This is a genomic window from Mesoflavibacter zeaxanthinifaciens subsp. sabulilitoris (assembly GCF_014191595.1).
Taxonomy (GTDB): Bacteria; Bacteroidota; Bacteroidia; order Flavobacteriales; family Flavobacteriaceae; genus Mesoflavibacter; species Mesoflavibacter zeaxanthinifaciens.
In genome coordinates this window covers 279802-297486 of sequence record NZ_JACHWV010000004.1, presented here as the reverse complement: position 1 = coordinate 297486, position 17685 = coordinate 279802, and the positions used below count along the sequence as shown (strand labels likewise).

Here is a 17685-nt window from a genome sequence, read left to right as displayed (position 1 = left end):
AGCTTATTTAAAAGCATTTAATCCAGTGACGTCTAAACCTGTGATTAATAAATGAATATCATGTGTACCTTCGTAAGTAATTACACTTTCTAAATTCATCATATGACGCATAATGCTGTATTCTCCAGTAATACCCATTCCGCCTAACATTTGTCTAGCTTCGCGAGCAATTTTTATTGCCATATCTACATTATTACGTTTAGCCATAGAAATTTGAGCAGACGTTGCTTTACCTTCATTACGTAAAACACCAACACGCCAAGCTAATAGTTGCGCTTTAGTGATTTCTGTAATCATTTCGGCTAACTTTTTTTGTTGTAATTGAAATTGTCCAATTGGCTTACCAAACTGCATACGCTCTTTACTGTATCTTAATGCCGTATCGTAACAATCCATTGCAGCACCAATTGCGCCCCAAGCGATACCATATCTTGCAGAATCTAAACAACCTAATGGTGCGCCAAGTCCAGATTTGTTAGGTAATAGGTTTTCTTTTGGCACTTTTACGTTATCAAAAATAAGCTCGCCAGTAGCACTAGCACGTAACGACCATTTGTTGTGAGTTTCTGGAGTAGAAAATCCTTCCATACCACGCTCTACAATTAAACCGTGTATACGACCTTCTTCATTTTTTGCCCAAACCACAGCAACTTGTGCAAAAGGTGCGTTGCTAATCCACATTTTAGCGCCATTTAAAAGATAATGGTCACCCATATCTTTAAAATTAGTAACCATTCCACCAGGATTAGATCCGTGATCAGGCTCGGTTAAACCAAAACAACCCATCCATTCTCCAGAAGCTAATTTTGGTAAGTATTTTTTACGTTGCTCTTCGTTACCATATTTAAAAATAGGATACATTACTAAAGACGATTGTACAGAAGCTGTACTACGTACACCAGAATCGCCACGTTCAATCTCTTGCATGATTAAACCATAAGAAATTTGGTCTAATCCTGCGCCGCCATATTCCATTGGGATATATGGTCCAAATGCGCCAATCTCGGCTAATCCATCAATAATTTGTTCTGGAAATTCTGCTTTTTGTGCATACTCTTCAATAATAGGAGAAACATCACGTTTAACCCATTCTCTAGCAGCATCACGTACTAATTTATGTTCGTCGTTTAATAAATCGTCAAGATTTAAGTAATCTGGAGCTTCAAATAAATCTGGTTTCATTAGATAAGTATAGTTTTAAACTGTTGCTTAATGATATATGTAACAGTATATTATTTACAATATTATAGTTAACAAAAATAACGAAATCGTTTTCATTGCCCAATTAAAACTACATTTTTAAGTAGAAATCTTTAGTAAGATTTATGTAGTCTTCTGTGTATTGATGTCTTTGGGTTTCTATAATTAATTCTTCTTTTTGTATTTCACTTTCGTGGAAACTAAAGCTAATCAAACTTCTTTTTATATCAGCGTTTGGATTACCTTTTACGTTAAGTATTTGGTTAGGAAATAAACCTACTTTTTGAGCAAGATTGATAAATCGGTCTTCTTCACTAAAAGGTATAATTACTGAAAATCTTCCGTTGTCTTCCAAAAGATGAGCTGCACAAACCACAAGGTGTTCAAAAGGCATCGCATCTTGAAAGCGCGCCATGTCACGTTGCTTGTTATCGGTTTTAAAATGTTCTGCGTAAAACGGCGGATTGCTAATTATGAGGTCATATTTATCTTCAATTTCTTCGGCAAATTCTTGTAAATCTGCGTGATAACAAAATAATCGATCAGACCAAGGAGAGTTTTCAAAGTTGTCTACACACTGTTCATAAGCATTTTCGTCTATTTCTAAACCGTCGATAACTTGTGCGTTACTGCGTTGGGCTAACATTAAAGATAAAATTCCTGTACCAGCACCAATATCTAAAATAGAAAAAGGATTGTCTTTTAATGGTGTCCAAGCGCCAAGTAAGACGCTATCTGTACCAATTTTCATGGCGCATTGGTCTTGTTTAACTGTAAACTGCTTGAATTGAAAAGGGTTATTCATTAATGTAAAGATCTATTAGTCCTTCTGGTGTTTCTACAAAAATGGTTTTGTTGGGTTTGTCTACTTTAGAGATAAACTCATCATTCATCGGGATTAAAATCTCTGTCCCATTTTTATCAATTTCAAACAGTGCTTGAGCTGTGCTATCATTTACACCAGAAATTATCCCAACGTTTCCAAAGTTCTTATCTTCAACTTGAAAACCGATAATTTCGTGGTAATAAAATTTGTCTTCTTCTAGTTCTGGTAAAAAGCTTAATGGTAAGTATAACTCACTTTTCATTAAACTATCTGCATCATCTTCTGTGTCTACTTCTTCAAATTTAACACGTAGTAATTCAGATTTGTGTAGTTGTGAACTTTCTATAAAAAAAGGTACTAAATTACCTCTTAAGTTAATAAGTATAGACTCAAGGTTTTCAAATTGTTCAGGCTCGTCAGTATCTAATTTTATTAGTAATTCTCCTTTAAAACTGTATTTTTTTACAATTTTACCAACGTAAAAGCATTCATTTATATCCATAAGGAAAGTTTTAAACATAAAAAACTCCGATAGCGACTATCGGAGTTTAAAAGTATAAAAAAATATTTTTTATTCTTCTTCGTTTGAAGCTTCAGCTTCTTCTTCAACAACAGGAGCTGCTGCTGCAATACGAGCTTCGTTAGCTGCTTTTTCAGCTTCAAAAGCTTTTGCTTTAGCATCTGCTTCAGCTTTAGCTAAGTTTTCTTTCTTAGCATCAACTTTTCCTGCTTTTTCTTCTAACCAAGCATTAAATTTCTCTTCTGCTTGTTCTTCAGTTAAAGCGCCTTTTCTAACTCCACCAGCTAAATGGTTTTTAAGTAAAGCTCCTTTGTAAGATAAAATAGCTCTAGCTGTATCAGTTGGTTGTGCACCATTCTGTAACCATTTTACTGCACCATCAACATCTAAATCGATAGTTGCTGGGTTAGTGTTTGGATTGTAAGCACCTATTTTTTCTAAGTATTTACCATCTCTTTTTGCTCTAGCATCTGCTGCTACGATCCAGTAGTAAGGTTTCCCTTTCTTACCGTGTCTTTGTAATCTAATTTTTACTGGCATAAAAAATTAATTTGTGAGGTTCTCGACCTCTGTTATTAATAAGTCCGCAAAGATACTATATTTTTTTAAACCGATACTTTAAATTTCAATTATTTATAATGAAAAATTATTCTATTTTTGAAGGATAGTATGTCTAAATTATTATTAGGCACATATAACATCAATAATTTATCAAAGATTTAAGAATGAGAAAAGTAATTGCATTGGCCATAACGGTTTTATTAATGTTTAGTTGTAGCGAAGAAAATGAGTTTAAAATAACCACATTTCAAGCCCAAAGAGAAGGCGATGGTGTTTTGTTTAATGCAAATATTTACTCAGCTCAGGTAGATGAGAATGGTGTTATTACTATAGAAGGGTCTACATCTTTAGAAACAATTACGTTAGTAGCCTATCCGCAAGATGCTACTAGCTGTACAGGAGCTATTAGTGTAGGTCAGGGATCGTGTTATGATATGCAATACAATGCTTCTTTTGCTAATTTTATAGATGAAAATAACGTATTATGGTCAACAAATAAAATTCCAGATGAAAGCGTACAAGTATATCGTCCAGATGGAATGATAAGTATTACTGCCGGTAGCTTGGAAGAAGGTACACTTTCAGGAAGATTTTATTTTAATGCATTTAATCCAACAGGTCTAAATTCTGTAGGGTTTTCAGAAGGTGTTTTTAATAATATACCTTTTACGACAGGACCTACAACTAATTATTTTACTTGTGTAGATGCAGAAGAACAAGCGCAACAGGCAATGATAGCGTATAATAACGCAGATTTAATGGAAAGCGCTGTTTTTGAACAATTATGTAATGCATATGTAAATGCATTGTATACTCAAATAGAATTTTGTGGAGACGTAAACGGGACGATACAAGAAACAATTGATCAACTAACAGTAAATAATTGTCAATTAACTTGTGAGCAAATAAGTGATAATACAGCAACAGCACAATCAGACTATAATAATGCTACTTTAGGTAACACTATTGACATGTGTACAAGATATATCCAATACTTAAACGAGCAAATTGACACTTGCGGAGATCCAAACGGAGATTTACAAGCAGCTATAGATAGCTTAGATTGCGGTGATGATGATGGGGATGGTGTTCCAAACTCAATTGAAGACCTTAATAATAATGGAGATTTAACAGATGATGATACAGATGGAGATTTAAATGCAGATTATTTAGATGAAGACGATGATGATGACGGTATATTAACAAACGACGAGTTAAACCTTGATGCAGATGGTAACGCCGCAGATACAGATATGGATGGAATTCCAGATTATTTAGATTTAGATGAAGATAATGATGGTATTTTAACAGCAGACGAAGATATTAACGCAGACGGTAACCCATTAAACGATGATACAGATGGAGATGGCATACCTAATTACCTAGATCAAGATGATGATGGCGATGGTGTTTTTACTGTTTATGAAGGAATGATTGATACAGATAACGACGGAACACCTAATTATTTAGATAATGATGATGACGGAGATACCATATTAACTATTTATGAGTTTATAGATGATGATGGAGATGGTAATCCTGTAGATTCTCAAGATTTTGATTCAGATGGAATGGATGATTATTTAGACAATGATGATGATAATGATGGTGTGCCAACAGCAGACGAAAACCCAGATCCAAACGGAGATGGTAACCCAGATGACGCACAAAACTCCGATGCAGATTCTGCACCAGATTATTTAGATGCAAATTAATAATCAGATACACTTGCAAAAAAAAGGAGCTTTAATTAAAGCTCCTTTTTTTTGTTTATCTCTTTATCAATAAAAAAATGTATTTGGTCTAATATTAGCGCTGTTTAAGTGTCTTTTTTATTTAAAGTGAATTAAAATTATATTTTTGGTTTCTGTTTTTTTTAATCCATTATTAATGAAAAAGATATCCTTATTATTTTTACTATTAACAACAATTTTATCGTGTGGAGATGATTTAGAGTTTAATACTCCGTCATTTCAATCTTATAAAAATGAAATTGTATGGAATGCAGAAGATTTTAGAGCTAATGTAGATGCGTTTGGATTTTTAAATATAACAGGTACAAGTGGAGAAGAAACAATTACGCTATCAACAGCAGGATCAAGTGTTGGTATGTATAATTTGGGTAATGTAGCATCAAAAGCAGTTTTTAGAGACGAGTTTGATACAGCGTATTCTACAAACAGTGTTCCTGATCCAACCATTCAATTGTATCCATCAGAAGGTAAAATTGTCATTGAAGAATTTAATATAGTAGAAAAAACAGTGTCAGGTACATTTTACTTTCATGCATTTGATAGCACAGGATTAAATAGTGTTGTGATAAACCGTGGTTACTTTTATAATGTTCCAATAATATCAATAGCTACTTTAAACGATGGTCAACAATCTGTAGCTTGTCAATTAGCTCATGCTACAACCGAAACAACATTGACAAACTTAAATGCTGTAGACCCAAACGGACCACAATATCCACAGTTTTGTAGTTCTTATAAGATAGCGCTACAAAACGAAATCAACCTATGTGGTGATGATGGTACACTTCAAAATATAGTAGATAATTTAGGAGATTGCCTAAACTAAAAACGATTGTTAACAAATCTTAAGGCAATCACAAACCTTGTTAAACCCTTGGTATGCTTAGTAATTCATTATATATTTATAATTGAAGATGCGAAACAATACACATCTATAAATAATTTATTGAAATTTAAAATGAAAAGATATTATGAGTTATAGTGAAGAAATTTCAGAAAAATTAAACGAATTATTAGTAAAAAACTATGATGCCGAAAAAGGGTATTTAAACGCAATGTCTAATGTAGACGACAAAAATTTAAAAATCTTCTTTAAGAGAAGAGCATCAGAAAGAAGCCAATTTGCTAAAGAATTAAGAACAGAGATTTTAAGATATGGCGAGGTACCAGAAGATTCTGGCACATTTAAAGGAACTGTACATAGAAATTGGATGAGTTTAAAATCTGCATTATCTTCTAATAACGAAGAAAAAATATTAGAAGAAGCCATTAGAGGTGAAGAAGCCAGCTTAGAAGAGTATGATAAATTAATGAAAGAAAATAACTTACCACCAACAATTGACGAGCTAATTTTTAGACATCGTAACTCTATACAAGCAGCAATTAATACAGAAAAAGTACATGAAGAGTTAGTGTCATAACACTTAAATGCTTAACATAAAATAAAAAAATCCAGTATAATCATACTGGATTTTTTTGTGTATAATTGTTTATAACTTCACTTTAAAAAAGAGAAATTTCTACGTACATTTATAAGCTCTAAAATTTTCTAGAAAACATCTAAAAACACCTTAATGTACTTAATATTTGATACAGAAACTACCGGATTACCAAAACGTTGGGATGCACCAATTACAGATGTAGATAATTGGCCTAGATGCATCCAAATAGCATGGCAATTACATGACGAGATGGGTAACTGTATTGATCATCAAGATTATTTAGTTAAACCTGATGGGTTTGATATTCCTTATGATGCCGAGCGTATACATGGTATTTCAACAGAGTTGGCTCAACAGCAAGGTGTTCCTTTAGTAGAAGTTTTAGAAAAATTTAATGAAGCTTTAAGTAAAACAAAGTTTGTTGTCGGTCAAAATGTAGGTTTTGATTTAAATATTATGGGAGCAGAATTTGTCCGCGAAAGCGTAGATAATCCTCTGCAAGAGTTACCAGTTTTAGATACATGTACAGAGTCAACAGCACAACTTTGCCAAATACCTGGCGGACGTGGTGGTAAATTTAAATTACCAACTTTAACCGAGTTACATCAATTTTTATTTAATCAACCATTTGCCGAAGCGCATAACGCAACAGCAGACGTAGAGGCTACAACGCGTTGTTTTTTAGAGCTTGTTAGACGCAAAGAATACACAAAAGAACAATTAGACGTTCAACCAGATTATTTTGAGCGTTTCAATAAAGAAAACCCGCAACCTATTCAGCTTATAGGATTAAAACACTTAAATCTTAAAAGAGAAAGTGATAAAATCCGTGAGCAATTAAAAAAGCAGGAATCTAGCGGAATTTCTTCAGCAGAAATAAAAGAAAACATTGAAGATCTTAAATCTGTAGACTTTGCACACTTGCATAATCACTCTCAATTTTCGATACTTCAATCAACAATAAGTATTTCAGATTTAGTCAATCTAACGGCAGAACATAAAATGCCAGCAGTAGCACTTACAGATCATGCAAATATGATGGGGGCATTCCATTTTGTTAAAGCTGTAAATGGACATAATAAATCTGTAAAAGCAAAAAATGAAGAAGCAGCACTACAAGGTAAACCACCAGTAGCAAATCAAATTAAAGCAATTGTAGGTTGCGAGTTTTTTGTTTGCGAAGATCACACAGATAAAACAAGAAAAGATAACGGTTACCAAATAGTACTGCTTGCAAAAAATAAAAAAGGATATCATAACCTTGCAAAACTTTCGTCCCATGCGTTTGTAGATGGATTTTATTATGTACCGCGTATTGATAAAAAATTAATAGAACAATACAAAGAAGACGTTATTTGTTTAACAGGAAACCTTTACGGTGAAGTGCCAAGTAAAGTCTTAAATGTAGGTGAAGCACAAGCTGAAGAAGCTTTACTATGGTGGAAAGAAACATTTCAAGACGACTTGTATATCGAGTTAATGCGACATGGTCAAGAAGACGAAAACCGTGTTAATCAAACACTAATCGAGTTTTCTAAAAAACATGATATAAAATTACTAGCCACTAATAATACCTACTACGGTAAAAAAGACGATGCTAATGCGCATGATATTTTATTATGTGTGAAAGATGGCGAAAAGCAATCAACACCGATAGGACGTGGTCGTGGTTATCGTTATGGATTACCAAATCAAGAATATTATTTTAAGTCTGCAGACGAAATGAAGGAGTTATTTAAAGATATTCCTGAGGCGATAAGTAATATTCAAGAAGTTGTAGATAAAATAGAACCTTTTGAGTTAGCAAGAGATGTCTTGTTACCAGCATTTAATATTCCAGAAGAATTTAAACATCCAGAAGATGAGGTTGATGGTGGAAAAAGAGGCGAAAACGCTTATCTAAAACACCTAACATACGAAGGAGCAAAAAAGCGTTATGGAGAAATCACAGAAGATATCAAAGAACGTCTAGATTTTGAACTTGAAGTAATTGAAAATACAGGTTATCCAGGATATTTCTTAATTGTAGAAGATTTTATTCGTGAAGCCAGAAATATGGATGTATCTGTTGGTCCAGGTCGTGGTAGTGCAGCAGGATCCGTTGTTGCATACTGTTTGTGGATTACCAATATAGACCCAATACAGTACAATCTACTTTTTGAGCGTTTTCTTAATCCAGATCGTATTAGCATGCCAGATATTGATATCGATTTTGATGACGAAGGAAGAAGCCGGGTAATGGATTACGTTATCGATAAATATGGAGCAAATCAAGTAGCACAAATTATAACTTATGGTACTATGGCGGCAAAAAGTAGTATTCGTGATACAGCTCGTGTACTAGATTTACCACTTTTTGATGCAGATAGAATTGCAAAACTAATCCCAAATATGTCTAAACTAAACAAGATTTTTGGATTAGATGAAAAACAATTGGGACAAAAATTCAGGTCAGAAGATTTAGAAAAAATAAACCAACTTTTAAATATTTCTGAAGGATCAGATCTTGAAGCCGAAACTGTAAATACAGCAAGAGCGTTAGAAGGCTCTGTAAGAAATACAGGTATACATGCATGTGGTGTAATTATTACACCAGACGATATTACCAAGTTTGTACCAGTATCTACAGCAAAAGATTCAGATTTATACGTTACACAATTTGATAACTCGGTTGTAGAAAGTGCAGGACTTTTAAAAATGGACTTTTTAGGGTTAAAAACATTAACGCTAATTAAGGATACTGTAAAAATTGTTAAGGCAAAACATAATATTCAGTTAGATCCAGAAAGTTTTCCTTTAGACGACGAAAAAACTTTCGCATTATTCCAAAGAGGAGAAACAGTTGGAGTATTTCAATATGAATCTCCTGGAATGCAAAAACACTTAAAAGACCTTAAACCAACAGTTTTTGACGATTTAATTGCGATGAATGCATTATATCGTCCAGGACCAATGGAATATATACCAAGTTTCGTAAGAAGAAAACACGGTGACGAAGATATCGAGTATGACTTGCCAGCAATGGAAGAATACTTAAAAGAAACCTACGGTATTACAGTTTACCAAGAGCAAGTAATGCTTTTGTCGCAAAAGCTAGCTAATTTTACAAAAGGTGAAGCCGATGTCCTTCGTAAAGCAATGGGTAAAAAGCAAATTGCGGTGCTAGATAAAATGAAACCTAAGTTTATCGAGCAAGCAAGTGCTAATGGTCATGATGCTAAAAAACTTGAAAAAATCTGGAAAGACTGGGAAGCATTTGCAAGTTATGCCTTCAATAAATCTCACTCTACGTGTTATGCTTGGATTGCTTATCAAACGGCGTATTTAAAAGCGCATTATCCTGCAGAATATATGGCTGCAGTACTGTCCAATAACATGAACGATATCAAACAAGTTACTTTCTTTATGGAAGAATGTAAACGAATGAAATTACAAGTTTTAGGACCAGATGTAAATGAATCTTTTTATAAATTCTCGGTAAACAAAGATAATGCGGTACGTTTTGGTATGGGAGCAATTAAAGGTGTTGGTCACGGAGCAGTAAAAACGATTGTAGAAAATAGAAAAGAAGATGGACCATATTTATCAATATTTGATTTAGCAAAGCGTATTGATTTAAGAGCAGCTAACAAAAAAGCGTTTGAAAATTTAGCGTTAGCAGGTGGATTTGATGAATTAGGAAATACGCACAGAGCGCAATATTTTTATAAAGATGGTGGTGATTTAACCTTTTTAGAAAAAGCTATAAAATATGGTGCAAAGCATCAAGAAAACGAAAATTCTGCTCAAGTAAGTCTTTTTGGTGGTGAAAGTGAAGTTCAAATTGAAGAACCAACAATACCCGAATGTGAAACTTGGGGAACCATGGAGAAGCTAGCTAAAGAGCGAGAAGTAGTAGGAGTTTATATCTCTGGGCATCCACTAGATGATTTTAAAATAGAAATGAAAACCTTCTGCAATGCTAATTTATCGGTATTTAACGATCTTGAAAAATATGTAAATAGAGAAATGACTTTTGGAGGAGTTGTTACAGATGTGCAACACCGTGTAAGTAAACAAGGTAAAGGTTGGGCATTATTTACTGTAGAAGATTATACAGATACTTACGAGTTCAGAATATTTGGTGAGGAATATTTAAAATTTAGACATTTTTTACTTCAAAATAATTTTGTTTACGTCAAGGTATTTGTACGCGAAGGTTGGGTAAACAAAGATACAGGTAAAAAAAGCGAACCTAGGCTTCAATTTAATAACTTTCAATTACTACAAGATGTTTTAGAAAGTTATGCTAAAAAGCTTTCAATTCAATTAAATATAAAAGATTTAGATGTAGAAAAAATACAACGTTTAAAGGACTTGATTAATCTTCATCCAGGTAATCAAGCTTTAAATTTTGTTGTTTACGATAACAGGGATCAAGTAAAATTGAATATGTCTAGCCGAAAACAAAAAGTTAAAGTAAGCCAAGAGCTTTTAGATCAATTAGAAAACGAACAAGTATATTTTAAATTAAATTAATAACATAACTTAAACTAATACAGTAATAATCAAAACAAATTGTTGTGCTGTAAGGTTTGGCAAATTTTTTGACTAATATTGCATATTAACACGTATTAAAAACACAATTAAATTATATTATTATGGCATTAGAAATTACAGATGCAACTTTTGAAGAGCAAGTATTAAACAGCGACAAACCAGTAATGGTAGACTTTTGGGCTGCTTGGTGTGGACCATGTCGTATGGTTGGACCAATTATTGACGAATTAAGTACAGAATACGAAGGTAAAGCTGTTATAGGTAAAGTAGATGTAGATGCAAATCAAGAGTTTGCAGCAAAATATGGAGTACGTAACATTCCAACAGTATTAGTATTTCAAAATGGAGAAGTAGTTGGACGTCAGGTTGGTGTAGCACCTAAAAATGCTTATGCAGAAGCATTAGACTCTTTATTATAATCCAAATTATAAATAAATTAAAATGAAAGGTTTGTCTTAATGGCAAACCTTTTTTTATTTTAGATGAAATTTAAAAATCATGAAATTACAAAACGAACTAAATAAAGCAGGCGGATTTAAAAACCTTGAACATCTAGCAAAACAAGTAGTAGAAGGTTTTATATCTGGTATGCATAAAAGTCCGTTTCATGGTTTTTCTGCTGAATTTGCAGAACATAAAATATACAATCAAGGAGAAAGCACTAAGCATATTGATTGGAAACTGTTTGCAAAAACAGATAAGTTATACACAAAACGTTTTGATGACGAAACAAACCTAAGATGTCACATAATATTAGATAACAGTAGTTCAATGCATTATCCAATCCTATCTAATTTTTCGATTAATAACTTAAATAAAATTGCATTTTCAGCTTTAGCAAGCGCATCATTAATGCATATTTTAAAACGACAAAGAGATGCTGTTGGATTAAGTATTTATAGTGACGTTTATGATTTTTATGCGCCAGAAAAAGGAAGTGAAAGGCATCATCAAATGTTAATACACCAACTTGAAAAGACTATAGAAAAAAAACAAAAAAATAAGCATACAGAAACATTTACGCTTCTTCATCAAATAGCAGAAAAAATACATAGAAGATCCTTAATATTTCTTTTTACAGATATGTTTCAAACACAAACTAATGAACAGAAGTTATTTGAAGCGCTTAGGCATTTAAAACACAATAAGCATGAAGTAGTACTTTTTCACGTTTTTGATAGTGAAAAAGAACTAATTTTTAATTTTGATAATAAACCAAAACGCTTTATTGATGTAGAAACAGGTCAATATATTAACTTATATGCTGATTCTGTTAAAGAAAATTATAATAAAATGGTTAAAGAGTATTTTAAACAATTAAAATTAAAGTGTTTGCAGTATAAAATTAAATATGTGCAATCTAATGTAAATCAAGGTTTTAATGATGTTTTGACAACCTATATGATCGAAAGGCAAAAATTTATTTAAAAAAAACACGAAAAATATTTGAGAAATTAAAATAGCAGTGTATATTTGCCCTCGCAATAAAGCAACGGTCTGGTAGTTCAGCTGGTTAGAATATCTGCCTGTCACGCAGGGGGTCGCGGGTTCGAATCCCGTCCAGACCGCAAAAATTGTTAAAGCTCCGAGAAATTGGAGCTTTTTTTGGCAATAAAATTTAGTTGTGTTGTTTGACAGATATTGATGTCTGTCAATGGTTTAAGTAGTTAAACCAATGGAAAGCTTTCCTTTTTTCTGTTTTGTTTCAGAAATTAGGGATGCTTTTTTGTTTAAGGACACTTTATCCTTCATTTTAAACGCTTTATCGATTTATTTACTTAATTTAGTCTTCTAATTTTACTTTCGTAGATATTTATAAGTGTCCCTAAATCAATATACTACGCTTATAGTATTAATTATCCATTTTAAAAAGTACAATATCCCTCATTGTATGTAATTTCTTGTTAATTCAATTTTAATGATTGAACAAGTACACTTTTGCTTAAACAAAACAATATAAATTTTAAAATAATAATTAATATGAAATCCTTTAAAATTACAATTCTAGCAATTTTCTCAACTATCTTATTAACTGGATTAATTTCAGCTAATACATCTCCTTCTTCAAAAAACTCTAACAAAGAAGTAAAAGAGATACAGGTAGATTTAATCTCTATGACAGATAAAAAAGTATCAAAAGTACCAACGCAAGGTTAATTAATAATTCACAAAAAAATATACACAATGAAATCCCTTAAAATCACACTAATAGCAATCGCATCAATCGCCATATTAACCGGAGTATCATCAATAAATACAGAAACAGTTACTAAAGAAGATATTAAAGAAGTAAAAGAGGTACAGGTAGATTTAATCTCTATGACAGATAAAAAAGTATCAAAAGTACCAACGCAAGGTTAATTAATAATTCCCAAAAAAATATATACAATGAAATCTCTTAAAATCACACTAATAGCAATCGCATCAATCGCCATATTAACCGGAGTATCATCAATAGAAACAGTTACTAAAGAAGATAACAAAGAAGTAAAAGAGGTACAAGTAGATTTAATCTCTATGACAGATAAAAAAGTATCAAAAGTACCAACGCAAGGTTAATTAATAATTCAAAAAAAATATACACAATGAAATCCCTAAAAATCACACTAATAGCAATCGCATCAATCGCCATATTAACCGGAGTATCATCAATAGATACAGAAACTGTTACTAAAGAAAATAACAAAGAAGCAAAAGAGGTACAAGTAGATTTAATCTCTATGACAGATAAAAAAGTATCAAAGGTACCAACGCAAGGCTAAGACATATATATTTAATTATATAAAAAATCCTCTTCTAACATAACAGTTAGAAGAGGATTAGTTTTTTATTTAAAATATTTTAAATTTGATTTATTAAGAACTCTACTTAGTGAAATATATATTATATATAACCTTACTAATCTTTTTTTTCTCTTTTACTTCTTCACCAAAAGCTAAAGAAGAAGACCCTATTTTAAAAATTTTAAAACTAAGGAAACAAGCCAATAATTCAGATTTAAACATATCTAAAAGGTTTGAATATGCTAGAGAAGCTATTTCGCTATCAAAAAAATATGATAAAGACTCTACAGTATTAGCAAGTAACAGAGTGTTATCTTGGTTATTTATAGTGTCTGGGCAGTATGATTCTTTATATAGGGTAAATAAAGAAAATCTTAAAATTTCTACTAGAATAAAAGACTCTCTTAAGATGGCTTATGCAAATAATAATCTAGGATTTTACTTTGCAGAGAGTAATAAAAATGACAGCGCTTATTACTATTATTACAATGCCAGAAAACTTTACGAGCTTTTAAAAGATATACAAAACGAATCTAATATTATCCTTAATATGGCTAACATACAAGAGTCTGAAAGAGATTATATAGGTGCAGAAATAAATGCCATTAAAGGAATAGAAATAGCAAAAACATTGCCAATATCTGACGGAAACAACCTTAACCTATGGGCTTTTAATAATTTAATTGGTATAGTCTCAAGTAAAGTAAAAAGGTTTGATAAGTCTATTGAATATCATAATAAAGCTTTAGAGTATGCAGAAAAATTAAAAGCTGAAAAGTATAAATATTATAAAGACTTTTCAGAGATGAACATAGCCATAGTACATCGCAGAAAAGGAGATTATGATAAAACAATACAAGTATTAAATAATATAAAAAACTTAGAAACATTAAAGGAAGAAGATCCTCAAACCTATGTTTCTATAATTTCAAATTTAGCCTACGCCAAGTTTTTAAAAGGTAATTTTGTTTCAGAAGAAATAGAAAACACATTTAAAACAGCATACAAATTCTCTATTGATCAAGATATAAAAGTAGAACAATCTATTATCGCCTCTTTTATTTCAGAATTATACTTACACCAAAAACAAATAGATTCTGCTCAAAAATATGCAAATATAGCATACAATAAAGCAAATGAAGTAGGAGAAAACCAAACTGTCTTAGATGCGTTAATACTAAAAGCAAAAACCGAAACAGGAGAGCAATCTAAAGCATACTTATATGAACATATAAGGTTAAACGATAGTTTAATCTCCAAAGAACGAACAAACAGAAATAAATTTGCTAGGATTGAGTTTGAAACAGACGAAATCCTTCAAGAGAAAGAACAAATCTCTAAGCAAAGACAATGGTTAATATTTATATCTGTAGGACTATTAGGCGTTTTATTCTTCTTGTATATTATTAAATCTCAAAGAGAAAAAAATAAAGAGTTACAACTACAAAAACAACAACAAGAAGCAAATGAAGAGATCTATAAGCTAATGCTCTCTCAACAAGAAAAAATAGACGAAGCGCGTAGCGTAGAGAAAAACCGAATTTCTCAAGAAATGCATGATGGTATCTTAGGACGACTTTTTGGAGCAAGATTAAGTCTAGATAGCTTAAATCTAGTTAATACACAAGATGCAATTTCAAAACGAAGTAAATACATTTCTGAATTAAAAAATATAGAAGATGATATAAGAAAGGTTTCTCATGAGTTAAATTCAGATTTTGTTAATCAATCAGGATACTTCAATATGGTTAACAACCTAGTCGAAACTCAAATGACAGCCTACAATATCGATTATACGTTTAAAGCAGATTCTAATATTAATTGGGATATGCTTGATAACAAAATAAAAATTCACTTGTATAGAATCTTGCAAGAAACTATGCAAAATATCTATAAACATGCAGAATCAACATTAGTTGATATCGAGTTTTACTTAGATAAAAATAAATTAAATTTGAAAATAACAGATAATGGTGTTGGATTTGACCAAACCAAAACTAAAAACGGTATCGGTCTTAAAAATATAAAAGATAGATTAAAAGAAATTAACGGATTTTTCAATGTCACATCTCAAATAAATAAAGGAACATCTGTTACAATTACTGTCCCAAACATTTAAACTAACTAAAAAAACATGAAAACTCAAGAGTTAAAAATATTAATGGTTGATGATCATCCAATGATTATAGAAGGCTATATGCATACATTAATGGCTACAAAAAAAGAAAACCAATCTTTGACAATAGATATAGCTTCAGATTGTGATTCGGCATTAAAAGCCATGAAAAAAGCAAAAAGCATAGGCGTACCTTACAATATTTATTTTTTTGATATTAGTATACCAGAGTCTAGTGATGGCTTATATAAATCTGGAGAAGATTTAGCAAAACGAGTAAGAATGGTAGAAGAAGATGCCAAAATAGTAATTCTGACTATGTTTGATGAAGTTTATAGAATACATGATATTATAAAAACTATAAACCCAGAAGGTTTTTTAATAAAAAGCGATTTAACCTCTAGTGAGCTAGCTAGTGCTTTTCAAGCCATTCAAAATAATCCTCCATTTTATAGCGGTACTATCAATAAAATACTAAGAAAAAGCTTACAAAATCCAATAACTTTAGATTTGATAAATCATAAAATGCTTCATCTTTTATCATTAGGTGTAAAGACAAAAGATTTAGTTAAACATTTAGACTTAACATTAAGTGCAATTGAAAAAAGAAAGAAAAACATAAAAGAACTTTTCTTTGTTGAGGATGGTAAAGATGAAACCTTAATTAAAATTGCGAAAGAAAAAGGCTACATATAAAAACTTTTAAAGAAAATTACAATTTTGTTTAACGTTAAAAAAAGCTTCAAAAGTCTACGTATGCTTAAGATTTACGGTTTTTACCACAATCTACTTACGGTAAAAACCGTAAAGGTATAATATACAATTACTTATATTTGTAATGACTATTAATTTAAGTATTTTCCCTTATAAACTTAGTTTGGTTAATAGCATTTACATTTACACACAAGAAAAAGCAACATCGCTCGATGTTGCTTTTTCATTTTATATATATATGATTAAAAAAATTAAAAAATTAAATGCTTAAATTCCCAAAACGTACTAATAAAAAAGCCCATGTAGACTACTGCTACAATAAACTTTAAAAAAGTACCAGTTACAAAACCTAAAAAGGAGCCAAAAGCAGCTTTTAAAGCAGTTTTAGAATCTGCTTTATTAGATAACTCACCTAAGTAAGCGCCAACAAAAGGTCCAATAATAATACCAAATGGTATTGGTGCAATTAATCCTATAATTAAACCTAGCGTTGTCCCAATCATTCCGGATCTACTACCGCCAAATCTTTTAGTACCAATTGCAGGTATGATGTAGTCTAAAGCAAAAATTGATAATGCAACGATTAAGGTTATAATCAAAAAAGAAGTGTCGTTGGGCACAGCGTCTGTAATAAATAAAAATAACAAACCAATCCAACTTAAAGGTGGACCAGGTAAAATTGGTAAGATGCTTCCAACTAAGCCTAACAAGATAAATGCAAAGCCAATAATGGTTAAAAAAATATCCATAAGTTTTTGTTTATATGACGATTATATTTCTGTTATGTTACATTTTTAAACTAAAAAATTAGTTTAAACTAATTTTTTAGTTATATTTGTTATGTTCAACTAAAACTTTAGTTATAAAAATGAAGCCACTTACAAAAGCAGAAGAAGATATTATGCAAGTCCTTTGGCAATTAGAAAAAGCTAATGTAAAAGATATAATTAATATACTTCCAGAACCTAAACCAGCTTACAACACGGTTTCTACAATTGTTAGGATTTTAGAATCCAAAGGATTTGTAGATTATGAAAAAAAAGGAAAGGGACATGTGTATTTTCCTATACTTAAAAAACAAGACTATAGCAATCAAAGCTTAAACACCTTGGTCGAAAATTATTTTCAAGGATCTTTTAAAAGTATGGTGTCTTTTTTTGTGAAGAAAAATGATATAAATATTGAAGAGCTAGAAAGTGTTTTAAAAGAAATCAATAAAAACGAATAGTT

18 protein-coding genes and 1 tRNA gene are annotated in these 17685 nt (G+C 31.3%); 14 read left to right on the top strand and 5 right to left on the bottom strand.

Annotation, left to right across the window (positions count from 1 at the left end):
• Window positions 1-3: 3 nt before the first annotated feature.
• The 4 genes from FHS04_RS07865 to FHS04_RS07850 all read right to left on the bottom strand — a co-directional run bounded on the left by FHS04_RS07865 (window position 4) and on the right by FHS04_RS07850 (window position 3086).
• The gene (locus FHS04_RS07865; protein ID WP_106679805.1) at window positions 4-1182 is read right to left on the bottom strand and encodes an acyl-CoA dehydrogenase family protein; all 1179 of its coding nucleotides are present in this window, start codon (window positions 1180-1182) and stop codon (window positions 4-6) included.
• 109 nt (window positions 1183-1291) lie between these two features.
• Window positions 1292-2005 carry a tRNA1(Val) (adenine(37)-N6)-methyltransferase gene (locus FHS04_RS07860; RefSeq protein WP_106679807.1) on the bottom strand — a complete coding sequence of 238 codons (714 nt, stop codon included), beginning with the start codon at window positions 2003-2005 and terminating at the stop codon, window positions 1292-1294.
• Complete coding sequence (rimM, locus tag FHS04_RS07855) at window positions 1998-2528, bottom strand: ribosome maturation factor RimM (protein WP_106679809.1); 531 nt, start codon at window positions 2526-2528, stop codon at window positions 1998-2000. The genes FHS04_RS07860 and rimM overlap by 8 nt, the downstream gene beginning before the upstream one ends.
• Window positions 2529-2597: 69 nt before the next feature.
• A complete protein-coding gene (locus FHS04_RS07850) occupies window positions 2598-3086 on the bottom strand; it encodes a 30S ribosomal protein S16 (RefSeq protein ID WP_027880902.1) in 489 nt (162 codons plus the stop codon).
• Between the two features lie 185 nt (window positions 3087-3271).
• On the opposite strand from FHS04_RS07850, the gene FHS04_RS07845 reads away from it, so the two are divergent.
• The 13 genes from FHS04_RS07845 to FHS04_RS07785 all read left to right on the top strand — a co-directional run bounded on the left by FHS04_RS07845 (window position 3272) and on the right by FHS04_RS07785 (window position 16437).
• Window positions 3272-4822: a DUF6252 family protein gene (locus FHS04_RS07845; protein ID WP_106679810.1), complete on the top strand. Its 1551-nt coding sequence runs from the start codon at window positions 3272-3274 to the stop codon at window positions 4820-4822.
• A gap of 175 nt (window positions 4823-4997) precedes the next feature.
• Entirely contained in the window at window positions 4998-5687 is a 690-nt protein-coding gene (locus FHS04_RS07840) for a DUF6252 family protein (RefSeq protein WP_106679812.1), read from the top strand.
• Window positions 5688-5832: 145 nt separating this feature from the next.
• On the top strand, window positions 5833-6282 hold the full coding sequence (locus FHS04_RS07835) for a ferritin-like domain-containing protein (protein ID WP_027880905.1): 450 nt from the start codon (window positions 5833-5835) through the stop codon (window positions 6280-6282).
• Between the two features lie 153 nt (window positions 6283-6435).
• Window positions 6436-10821 carry a DNA polymerase III subunit alpha gene (dnaE, locus tag FHS04_RS07830; RefSeq protein WP_106679814.1) on the top strand — a complete coding sequence of 1462 codons (4386 nt, stop codon included), beginning with the start codon at window positions 6436-6438 and terminating at the stop codon, window positions 10819-10821.
• Window positions 10822-10943: 122 nt separating this feature from the next.
• Window positions 10944-11261, top strand: a complete 318-nt coding sequence (gene trxA, locus FHS04_RS07825) for a thioredoxin (RefSeq protein ID WP_027880907.1) — start codon at window positions 10944-10946, stop codon at window positions 11259-11261.
• Between the two features lie 79 nt (window positions 11262-11340).
• Entirely contained in the window at window positions 11341-12270 is a 930-nt protein-coding gene (locus tag FHS04_RS07820; protein ID WP_106679816.1) for a DUF58 domain-containing protein, read from the top strand.
• Window positions 12271-12336: 66 nt separating this feature from the next.
• Window positions 12337-12410, top strand: a tRNA-Asp gene (locus FHS04_RS07815).
• A gap of 412 nt (window positions 12411-12822) precedes the next feature.
• Window positions 12823-12999 carry a hypothetical protein gene (locus FHS04_RS07810; protein ID WP_181256129.1) on the top strand — a complete coding sequence of 59 codons (177 nt, stop codon included), beginning with the start codon at window positions 12823-12825 and terminating at the stop codon, window positions 12997-12999.
• 27 nt (window positions 13000-13026) lie between these two features.
• Window positions 13027-13203 carry a hypothetical protein gene (locus FHS04_RS07805; RefSeq protein ID WP_181256130.1) on the top strand — a complete coding sequence of 59 codons (177 nt, stop codon included), beginning with the start codon at window positions 13027-13029 and terminating at the stop codon, window positions 13201-13203.
• Between the two features lie 27 nt (window positions 13204-13230).
• On the top strand, window positions 13231-13401 hold the full coding sequence (locus tag FHS04_RS07800) for a hypothetical protein (RefSeq protein ID WP_181256131.1): 171 nt from the start codon (window positions 13231-13233) through the stop codon (window positions 13399-13401).
• Between the two features lie 26 nt (window positions 13402-13427).
• Entirely contained in the window at window positions 13428-13604 is a 177-nt protein-coding gene (locus FHS04_RS07795; RefSeq protein ID WP_181256132.1) for a hypothetical protein, read from the top strand.
• 109 nt (window positions 13605-13713) lie between these two features.
• Entirely contained in the window at window positions 13714-15744 is a 2031-nt protein-coding gene (locus FHS04_RS14405; protein WP_244906292.1) for a tetratricopeptide repeat-containing sensor histidine kinase, read from the top strand.
• Window positions 15745-15759: 15 nt separating this feature from the next.
• Window positions 15760-16437, top strand: a complete 678-nt coding sequence (locus FHS04_RS07785) for a response regulator (protein ID WP_106679818.1) — start codon at window positions 15760-15762, stop codon at window positions 16435-16437.
• Window positions 16438-16706: 269 nt separating this feature from the next.
• On the opposite strand, the gene FHS04_RS07780 is transcribed toward FHS04_RS07785, so the two are convergent.
• Window positions 16707-17204 (bottom strand): DUF456 domain-containing protein, encoded by a 498-nt coding sequence (locus FHS04_RS07780; RefSeq protein ID WP_106679820.1) that lies wholly within the window; start codon window positions 17202-17204, stop codon window positions 16707-16709.
• Window positions 17205-17323: 119 nt separating this feature from the next.
• Between FHS04_RS07780 and FHS04_RS07775 the strand changes: the two genes are divergently transcribed.
• Window positions 17324-17683, top strand: a complete 360-nt coding sequence (locus FHS04_RS07775) for a BlaI/MecI/CopY family transcriptional regulator (protein ID WP_027880912.1) — start codon at window positions 17324-17326, stop codon at window positions 17681-17683.
• Window positions 17684-17685 lie beyond the last annotated feature (2 nt).